Below are 10,173 nucleotides of genomic sequence, written 5' to 3'. Positions count from 1 at the left end.
TAACTGACTGGCATTAGCCACCTGCCGACGCTCTTCATGGCAAGCCTCGTGGCCAACAGCACCTCGCTCTATTCCCTCTCCCGCCGGGAGAGGGTTAGGGTGAGGGGCAACCAGTCAGGGGGTCAGCTCCCCGCGCAGGGACTGCTGCATCAGCTCGCGAATGCGGTGGGAGGGCAACTCCTGGCTCAGCAGGAAGTGCAGCTTGGTGAGCGCCGCCTCGGCGGTCATGTCAAAGCCCGAGATCACCCCGGCCCGTGACAAGGCATTGCCAGTGGCGTAGCCACCCATGTTGACCTTGCCGTGCAGGCACTGGCTCAGGTTGACGATGATGACGCCACGAGCCGAAGCCTCGGAGAGCAGCGCCAGCATGGCCGGGTTCTGCGGCGCATTGCCCACCCCGAACGACAGCAAGATCAGCGCCTTCACCGGCTGTTGCAGGATATTGGCGATTACCTCGCTGGAGATCCCCGGATAGAGGGTCACCACGCCGATCGGCTGGGGGGTGATATCGTGCAGCACCAGCGGCCGCGCGGACGGTATGCCCAACTCGCCCGCTTCCAGCGAGATGGCGATCCCGGCATTGAGCAGCGGCGGGTAGTTGGGGGAATCGAAGGCGTGAAAGCCATCGGCGTGCACCTTCTTGCTGCGGTTGCCGCGATAGAGCTGGTTGTTGAAGAACAGCGTCACCTCGTGGATCGGGTAGTTGGCCGCGATGTAGAGGGCGTTGAGCAGGTTCTGCTGACCGTCGGAACGCAGCTCGGCCAGCGGGATCTGGGAGCCGGTGATGATGACCGGCTTGTGCAGATCTTCCAGCATGAAGGAGAGCGCCGAGGCGGTGAACGACATGGTGTCGGTGCCGTGCAGGATCACAAAACCGTCGTACTTCTCATAGTTGTCGCGAATGTCTTCGGCGATGCGCTGCCAGTCCGCCGGGGTCATGTCGGAGGAGTCGATGAGGGGCGCATATTCGTGGATATGGTAATCCGGCATCTCGGGGCGGTGGAACTCGGGCATCCGCGCCAGACAGTCTTCCATAAAGCCCGCCATCGGCACGTAGCCGTGATCGGAACGCTGCATCCCAATGGTGCCGCCTGTGTAGGCAATGTAGATAGACTTCTTCACACCCTCTCCTCTTGATGAAGTGAACACCGCCGGAACATGAACCATGTCGGGGTGAACCACAATGTCAACGCCCGCCAGCGCCTCTGCGTGCAGCGGAAACCGGCGAATTATAGAGACTGGCGCCCCAAATGACAGCCGTTCCATGCACCCTTTTCGGCTTTTCTGCCCTCTACCTACATAGTGTTAAATGTCACAATAAACCACTAAAACGAGCATTAATACGACAAAGATGGAATTAAACGATGCTTTTTGCTACAATCCGCCGGATTTTACTAAAATCTCATCTGGATGCCTGAGCATTTCAGGCCCGCACAAGCCCCATCTTTCCTGGGGCGGGGAGATGTTTCCCCTTCTTTGCTGGCACATAAGCCACACTGTTTTCATCCCGGCTGAATCTGTAAGTCTTTTGCTATGAAAGACACAGCCAATCAACATGGGAGTACTGAATGTTACAACTTGATTCCTACGCAACGCTGGTCGCTGCCACTCTGGTATTGCTGCTTGGCCGGGTGTTGGTTACCCGAGTCGGGCTGCTGCGTACCTTCAACATCCCCAAACCGGTAGCCGGCGGCCTGGTGGTCGCGCTGGTACTGCTACTGCTGCGCTCCACCCTGCAGATGGAGCTGCAATTTGATACCAGTCTGCAAACCCCGCTGATGCTGGCCTTCTTCGCCTCCATCGGTCTCTCCGCCGATCTCGCCAGCCTGAAACGCGGCGGCAAGGCGGTGGTTACCTTCCTGATGGTGGTCACCGGCCTGCTGCTGGTGCAGAACAGTCTGGGTGTCGGTCTGGCGACCCTGCTCGGTCTGGACCCCCACATGGGGCTGCTGGCAGGCTCCATCACTCTCTCCGGCGGCCACGGCACCGGTGCAGCCTGGAGCGCTACCTTCTCCGAGAAGTACGGCGTGCAATCCGCTGCCGAACTCGCCATCGCCTGTGCCACCTTCGGTCTGGTGCTGGGCGGCCTGATCGGTGGCCCGGTGGCTCGCTATCTGGTGAAGAAAGTGCAGGTGCCCGGTGAGGAGCACAATCAGGATGAGGCCCCACAGGGCTTCGAAATGCCCGACATGGAGCGCCCCCTCACCACTTTCAGCGTCATCGAGACGCTGGCACTGATCGCCATCAGCCTCAAGGGCGGCGAGCTGCTCTCCGCCTCGCTCAAAGGGGGCGCCTTCGAGCTGCCGATCTTCGTCTGCGTGCTGTTTGTCGGCGTGCTGCTGCGCAACGTCCTGACCCTGCTGAACTGGCATGAGGTGAGCGATCGCGAGGTTTCCCTACTGGGCAACGTCAGCCTGTCGCTGTTCCTCGCCATGGCGCTGATGAGCCTGAAACTGTGGGATCTGGCCAGCCTGGCGCTGCCCATTTTCATCCTACTGGCCGCCCAGACCGTGGCGATGGCGCTCTACGCCATCTTCGTCACCTTCCGGGTCATGGGCAAAAATTACGATGCGGCCGTGCTGGCGGCAGGTCACTGCGGCTTTGGCCTGGGGGCCACCCCGACCGCGATTGCCAACATGCAGGCCATCACCCAGCGCTTCGGTCCCTCCCACCTGGCGTTTCTGGTGGTGCCCATGGTGGGCGCCTTCTTTATCGACATCATCAACGCCATGGTGATCAAGTTGTTTATGGCGATGCCGTTCCTGTAATCCCTACCGTCAGACGCAATAGGCACAAGAACCTCCCCACCGGAAGGTTCTGATGACTGAAGCCCCCCTCTTTTGGCGAAGAGGGGGGCTTTTTACTGGATGGAAATAAGGCACAGGCCACATTGCGCACTCTCCACTACTATTGATACGTGACGTAATAAATGCGGGATGGGGTGGTGTGGTGAGACTCAATAGCCTGCGCAATAAAGTATCCCTCTATCTTCTGCTGCTGATCTCATGCGCAGCAGCCATCAGCTATGGCGTCAGCACGGCTGTTCTCTCTGCCAATACCCGGCTGTTAAGCGAACACAATCAGCAAGCGGCTCTGGATCGTGCGCAACTCTACATTGAATCCATGCAGAAAAGCCTCATGGTCAGCACTCGGGACTATGCCGAATGGCGCGACTCCATTCGCTTTATCAAGGGAAACCTGCCCACTTATCTCGACGAGAACTTTAACGCAGGGACGCTGGATAACCTCAATGCCCACTTTGTGCTGTTCATCAAACCGGATCACTCGCCCTACCATGCCATCGGCAGGGGGGGAGCCACCTATGTGACGCTGGGCGATGCCCACCCCATCTGGTCCCAAACGCAGGCATACCTCACTCACTACTGGTCATCACACAGTACAAGGGGATACGCGCTGAACGGATGGTTTCAAAAGCACCCCATCCTGCTGGCGATTCATCCTGTCCACGATCCGGATGTCACCGCGCAGCCCATGGAGGGCTGGATAGTCATGATCCGCGAACTTGACGGGGCAAGCGTGCAACAGGTCCGGGAGATGACCAAGCTGGATCTTGAGCTTCTACGGGATACAAGAGAAGCACCACAGGCCGAGCAGCGCGCGCTGCCGGACAGCGAGAATAGCGGTCGGCTCATACTGCGCGTTCCTGCGGATCACCAGCTGCTGGCTCAACAACGGCTCAGCAATCGCATGCTACTCATCAACTCGACCCTGCTCCTGATCGCCGCCGGCCTCGGCACTATCACCATTTATGAGCGCATGGTGATGCGCCGGCTCGCCATCTTCACCCGCCTGGCCGAGCAATACAGCAGCCTGCAACCAACCGGCAAACACTGGCCGCTATCGGGCAATCCCGAGTTCGATACCCTGGCCAGGGCGCTCAATAGCATGGTGGAGCAGCTCCAGCAATCGGAACAGGCCCTCTACAACGAGGCCAGACGCGATGGTCTGACCCAGCTGGGCAACCGCAAATGTTTGAGCGAACAGCTCAATCAGCATCCCTGTCTGCTCAGCAAACATGACCGCTGCCGCATCGCCCTGCTGATGATCGATCTGGACGATTTCAAGACCCTCAATGACAGCCTGGGGCACGAGCAAGGGGATCAGGTCCTGCTAACCATCGCGGAGTGTCTCAAGCAGGTCATCCGTGGTGAAGACATGCTTTTTCGTATCGGTGGGGACGAATTTGCCATCATCACCAAAATGGTCCGAGAGGAAGAGGGCGCCATTACACTCGCCGAACGTCTGATGCGGACTATTTCCGACCAGCAAATCGAACAGGGAGGACGAAAAATTCAGGTCAGTGCCTCTATCGGGATCGCTTACGATGATGGTGCCATGGGTGCTGATGAGCTGATCCGCAACGCGGATTTGGCCATGTATGATGCCAAACAGGCAGGCAAACATTGCTACCGTTGCTATCGGGAGATCTTGCATCAGCAGCTTTCACAGCGCATGCAACTGGAACAAGCCCTGCGGGAAGCGTTGCAACTGCAACAGCTGGAGGTCTGGTATCAGCCCATCATGGATGTGACCGATGACAGCATCGCCATGGTGGAAGCGCTGTGCCGCTGGCCCACTCCAACGGGGTTCTGCTCCCCAAGTGTATTTATTCCTCTGGCGGAGCAGGCCGGGCTGATCGTCCCGATGGGCAAGTGGATTGCCGATCAGGCGATGCGGGCACTGCGGGAACTGAGACACAGCTACCCCGACCTGAACCTCAATATCAATCTGTCGGTACTGCAATTGATGGAGCCAGATCTGGTGCCACAACTCGCCGAGCTGACCGATCGCCATCAACTGCCAAGAAGCGCAATCCATTTTGAGCTCACGGAGAGTCTGTTTGCCGAGAGTCACGGGCGGCTGGAAGAACAACTGCTGGCGCTGACTCAAGCGGGATTCAAAATCCATCTGGATGACTTTGGCACCGGTTACTCCTCTCTGGAGCGATTGCTCTCGCTGCCTATCGATGCCATCAAACTGGACTACAGCTTTACCCAGACCCTGCAGAAGGGGGATGAAAGACTCGTCAAAGCGGTACTCTTGCTGGGACGTGAACTTGAGATGCCCGTCATCGCTGAAGGGGTCGAGACCGATGAGGTGCGCATGCAACTCTCCCGATTGGGGTGCCATCTGATGCAAGGCTACCTGTTTGCGCATCCTATGAATAAAACCGAGCTGACCCAATGGCTTGCACTAAAAACGGGTACGACAAGCAGCTGATTGACATAATCTCGCAGCCAAGCAGGCGAATGAACTCGTTCACTCGCCCCCCCAAAAAAACGAACAAGCCCCGCACTCGAAAGAGGGCGGGGCTTGTTGATATCAGCCCGAACAGGCCGGAACGTGCGCCTTACAGGATAAAGGTCGACACCTGCTGGTTCAGGTCAGTGGCACGCCCTTTGAGGCTCTGGGCCTGATCCAGATCGCGCATGGCGGCGGCGGTGATCTCGTCACTCACATCCTTGATGGCGGTGGTGTTCTGGGTGATCTCGCCGGTCACCTGGGTCTGCTCCTCGGCTGCCGTGGCGATCTGGCCCGCCATGTCGGAGATGAGGGAGATGGCGCTGGTGATCTCTTCCAGCGCGCGCACGGCTTGATCCGCATCCTGCACGCTGTTGTCCGCCAGACCCTGACTGGTCTGCATCAGGCTCACCGCACGGGCGGTGGTCTGCTGCAGGGTCTCGATGGTGGACTGGATCTGCTGGGTGGAGTCCTGGGTACGGCGCGACAGCACCCGTACTTCATCAGCGACCACCGCAAAACCACGGCCCTGCTCACCGGCGCGGGCCGCTTCGATGGCCGCGTTCAGCGCCAGCAGGTTGGTCTGCTCGGCAATCCCCTGAATGGTGGAGAGGATACTGGTGATGGCCTGCGCGTGACGGCTCAGCTCGCCGATCACTTCAGTCGCCTGCCCCACCTCTTCGGCCAGACCATTGATGGACTGACGGGTCTTGTTGACCAGCATCTTGCCCTGTTCACTGCTCTGGGCAGATTGCTGGGCCGCGGCGGCGGTGTTCTCGGCGTTGCCGGCGATCTCCATGGTGGCACTCGCCATCTCGGTGACGGCGGTGGCGACCATGGTCACCTCCTGCTGCTGACGCTGCAGCTCGTCCACCGCGGCCTGGTTGGTCACCAGACTGCGCTCGGCATCGGCGTTCAGCTCGTTGGCCAGCTTGCGGATATTGCCGATCAGCTGGTGCTGACTGCCGACGAAACGGTTGAAGCTGTTGGCCAGTTGGCCCACTTCGTCGTTGGCGTCGATTTTGATGCGCTGGGTCAGATCGCCGTTACCGTCGGCAATGCGGGCCAATGCCTGGGATACCTTGGTGAGCGGGCCAAGCAGCATGCTGACCAGCCAGGAGATGGCGAGGATACTGCCCACCAGCACCAGCAGCGCCATGCCCAGCTGGGTCATCAGCAGGGAGGAGAGCGGCGCTTCCAGAGCGGCCTTGTCCAGCACCAGCACCAGTTCCCAGTCGGTATCGGGGATATCGACCGCCCACAGCAGCTTGTCGCGACCTTCGTTGTCAAAATAAGCTGGCACCAGCTCCTTGCTCGACTTGCTCTGCTCGATCAGCGCGTTGGTCAGATCGTTGTCGATCTCGCTGGCCGGTTTCATCGCCTTGGCGGCATCCTTGTAGGCGATGATGGTGCCATCCTTGTGCATCATGATGGCGAAACCGTCGGCAGGCAGTTGCATCTTGGTCACGTCTTCCACCAGCGAGGCAATGGAGAGGTCACCACCGATCACCCCGCCTGAAACCGGCTGGGCCAGGGTCACCACCATGATGTTGTAGGCCACGTCGAGATAGGGTTTGGTGACAATCAGGCCACCCTTGCTCATCGCCTCCTGATACCAGCCACGGGAGCGCGGGTCGTAGCCATCGCGGTTGATGGAGGGATCGGAGTCGTGCATCTTGCCGCTGCTCTCACCGAAATAGGTGAGCTGGAAACGGCCGGAGACTTGCGCCTGTTGCAAGGCATTGAGGGGTTCGGAGCTCGCCTTGTTGCCGAGCGCCTGGATCACGTCGCGACGGGCCGAGAGCCAGTCACTGACGCTGGCAGCCTGCTGGGTGCCCAGCCGCTGCAGCTGCTCCTGGCTGCCTTGCAGCAACAGACTCTTCTGGCTGCTATAGCTCTGCCAGGAGAGCAACGAAATCACCAACGAAAGGGCGATCACCACTGACAACAGTATCTTCTGCTTGAGTGACAGGTTTTTCATCATGTGTTCTTCTTATTGAGGTGAGGAGCGGGTTTTTCCCTAACAGTGCACAACACTACGTAGTCATTAGCGGCCGGAACGGCCAAAACTGAACCTGAAAATGGGTCTGCGGGCGATATTTTCTACCGAGGTGAGGAAAAGTGCACCAGAAATTGACTACATAGGGTGCGCAAGCCAAGGCAACCCTGTTTATTCCTTCCACAATTGGCTAGAATATCCCGTTTTTAAGTCACATCGACCCTGAGAGTTTTCACGATGTTCGAAGTTAATCCCGTATTAAATAAACTTAAGGAGCTGTCTGAGCGGACCGAGCTTCTTAGGGGGTACCTTTGACTATGACGCCAAGAAAGAGCGTCTAGAAGAGGTCAACGCCGAGCTGGAACAGCCGGACGTATGGAATGAACCCGAGCGCGCACAGGCGCTGGGCAAAGAGCGCGTCACGCTGGAAAACGTGGTCGGCACCATCGACACCCTGACCCAGGGCGTGGATGACGTCGAGATGCTGGTGAGCCTGGCGGTGGAAGGGGAAGACGAAGAGACCTTCAACGAAGCCATCGCCGAATCCGAACAGCTGGAAGCCAAGCTGGTGGATCTCGAGTTCCGCCGCATGTTCTCCGGTCAGCACGACGGCTCCGACTGCTATATCGATATCCAGTCCGGCTCCGGTGGTACCGAAGCGCAGGATTGGGCCAACATGGTACTGCGCATGTACCTGCGCTGGGGCGATGCCCACGGCTACAAGCCCGAGCTGATTGAATGCTCCGATGGCGACGTGGCTGGCATCAAGTCTGCCACCGTCAAATTCAGCGGCGAATATGCGTTCGGCTGGCTGCGTACCGAAACCGGTGTACACCGTCTGGTGCGCAAGTCCCCGTTCGATTCCGGTGGCCGCCGTCACACCTCCTTCTGCTCCGTGTTTGTCTATCCCGAGATCGATGATGACATCGACATCGAGATCAACCCGGCCGACCTGCGTATCGACGTTTACCGCGCCTCCGGTGCCGGTGGTCAGCACGTTAACCGGACCGAATCTGCGGTGCGTATTACCCACGTACCGACCGGTGTCGTGGTACAGTGCCAGAACGACCGTTCCCAGCACAAAAACAAAGACCAGTGTATGAAGCAGCTGAAAGCCAAGCTCTACGAGCTGGAAATTCAGAAGCAGAACGCTGAGAAACAAGCCCTTGAAGAGACCAAGTCCGATATCGGTTGGGGCAGCCAGATCCGTTCCTATGTGCTGGATGACTCCCGTATCAAGGATCTGCGCACCGGCGTCGAAACCCGTAATACCCAATCGGTGCTCGACGGTGACTTGGACAAGTTTATCGAAGCCAGCCTGAAATCAGGTCTGTAAACAAGCAGGAATCACCATGTCTGAACAAACCATCACTCCGGAAGTCGATCATTCACTCGAACTCAACAACGAGATGACTGAGCGTCGTTCCAAGCTGGCCGCCCTGCGCGCCCAGGGTAATCCTTTCCCGAACGACTTCCGTCGCGACAGCCTCTCTGGCGATCTGCACGCAGAGTTTGACGACAAGAGCGCCGAGGAGCTGACGAGCCTGGGTAAACGGGTGAAGATTGCCGGTCGCATCATGACCCGCCGGATCATGGGCAAGGCTTCTTTCGCCACCCTGCAGGACATGGCCGGCAAGATCCAGGTCTACGTCACCCGTGACGACCTGCCGGAAGGTTTCTACAACGAGCAGTTCAAGAAGTGGGATCTGGGCGACATCGTGGGTGTCGAAGGTACTCTGTTCAAGACCCAGACCGGTGAGCTCTCCGTTCACGTTTCCGATATCCGCCTGCTGACCAAGGCACTGCGTCCGCTGCCCGAGAAGCACAAAGGCCTGACCGACCAGGAAGCTCGCTGCCGCCAGCGTTACCTGGATCTGATCGCCAACGAAGAGTCCCGCAAGACCTTCATGATCCGCACCCAGGTGGTTGCCGGTATCCGCAAGTTCTTCAACGAAAAGCGCTTCATGGAAGTGGAAACCCCGATGATGCAAGTCATCCCGGGTGGTGCCTCCGCGCGTCCGTTCGTCACTCACCACAATGCGCTGGACATCGACATGTACCTGCGTATCGCACCGGAGCTCTACCTGAAGCGTCTGGTCGTGGGTGGCTTCGAGCGTGTCTACGAGATCAACCGCAACTTCCGTAACGAAGGTATCTCGGTTCGTCACAACCCCGAGTTCACCATGATCGAGTTCTACATGGCCTATGCCGACTACATCGATCTGATGGACCTGACCGAAGAGCTGCTGCGCACCCTGGCGCAGGACATTCTGGGCGACACCAAGATCCGTTACGCCAAAGAGGGCGAAGAGGGCCTGACCATCGATTTCGGTCAGCCGTTCCAGCGCCTCACCATGGTCGAGTCCATCCTGAAGTTCAACCCGGATGTGACCCTGGACGATCTGGCTACCCTCGAGAGCGCCAAGGCCGTTGCCAAGCGTCTGCACATCGAGCTGATGAAGGGCTGGGATCTGGGCCACGTGATCACCGCGATCTTCGAAGAGACCGTGGAGCACATGCTGCTGCAACCGACCTTCATCACCGAGTACCCGGCCGCCGTGTCTCCGCTGGCTCGCCGCAACGACGTGAACCCGGACGTGACCGACCGCTTCGAATTCTTCATCGGTGGCCGCGAGCTGGCCAACGGCTTCTCCGAGCTGAACGATGCAGAAGACCAGGCCAAGCGCTTCCAGGATCAGGTTGATCAGAAAGCCGCAGGCGACGACGAAGCCATGTTCTACGACGCCGACTTCGTCACCGCGCTGGAACACGGCCTGCCGCCGACTGCCGGTCAGGGTATCGGTATCGACCGTCTGGTGATGCTGTTCACCAACAGCCACACCATCCGTGACGTTATCCTGTTCCCGGCTCTGCGTCCGCAGAAGTAAGGCCCACAGAAGTAAGCGGCATCC

At 58.7% G+C, this 10,173-nt stretch carries 6 protein-coding genes; 4 read left to right on the top strand and 2 right to left on the bottom strand.

The window, feature by feature from the left end:
* Nucleotides 1-114 precede the first annotated feature (114 nt).
* The gene (gene ansA, locus BN1115_RS19165) at nucleotides 115-1,122 is read right to left on the bottom strand and encodes an asparaginase (RefSeq protein ID WP_042658413.1); all 1,008 of its coding nucleotides are present in this window, start codon (nucleotides 1,120-1,122) and stop codon (nucleotides 115-117) included.
* A 446-nt stretch (nucleotides 1,123-1,568) separates the two neighbouring features.
* Here ansA and gltS point away from each other — a divergent pair, with 446 nt between their 5' ends.
* Both gltS and BN1115_RS21295 read left to right on the top strand, forming a co-directional pair.
* Entirely contained in the window at nucleotides 1,569-2,768 is a 1,200-nt protein-coding gene (gene gltS / locus BN1115_RS19160) for a sodium/glutamate symporter (protein WP_005348115.1), read from the top strand.
* Nucleotides 2,769-2,946: 178 nt separating this feature from the next.
* Nucleotides 2,947-5,241 (top strand): bifunctional diguanylate cyclase/phosphodiesterase, encoded by a 2,295-nt coding sequence (locus tag BN1115_RS21295; RefSeq protein ID WP_050070542.1) that lies wholly within the window; start codon nucleotides 2,947-2,949, stop codon nucleotides 5,239-5,241.
* Nucleotides 5,242-5,371: 130 nt separating this feature from the next.
* Here BN1115_RS21295 and BN1115_RS19150 read toward each other — a convergent pair whose 3' ends face one another.
* Nucleotides 5,372-7,243, bottom strand: a complete 1,872-nt coding sequence (locus BN1115_RS19150) for a methyl-accepting chemotaxis protein (protein ID WP_042658412.1) — start codon at nucleotides 7,241-7,243, stop codon at nucleotides 5,372-5,374.
* A 255-nt stretch (nucleotides 7,244-7,498) separates the two neighbouring features.
* Here BN1115_RS19150 and prfB point away from each other — a divergent pair.
* Nucleotides 7,499-8,597 (top strand): peptide chain release factor 2 gene (prfB, locus tag BN1115_RS19145; protein WP_111805239.1). Its coding sequence is split into 2 segments (ribosomal slippage): nucleotides 7,499-7,573 and nucleotides 7,575-8,597, totalling 1,098 coding nucleotides; the frame shifts between segments, so codons are not numbered across the junction.
* Between the two features lie 16 nt (nucleotides 8,598-8,613).
* On the top strand, nucleotides 8,614-10,149 hold the full coding sequence (gene lysS / locus BN1115_RS19140; RefSeq protein ID WP_042658411.1) for a lysine--tRNA ligase: 1,536 nt from the start codon (nucleotides 8,614-8,616) through the stop codon (nucleotides 10,147-10,149).
* The last annotated feature ends 24 nt before the right edge of the window (nucleotides 10,150-10,173 follow it).

The organism is Aeromonas allosaccharophila (assembly GCF_000819685.1).
GTDB lineage: Bacteria > Pseudomonadota > Gammaproteobacteria > Enterobacterales > Aeromonadaceae > Aeromonas > Aeromonas allosaccharophila.
This window is presented reverse-complemented; position numbering and strand designations above follow the sequence as displayed.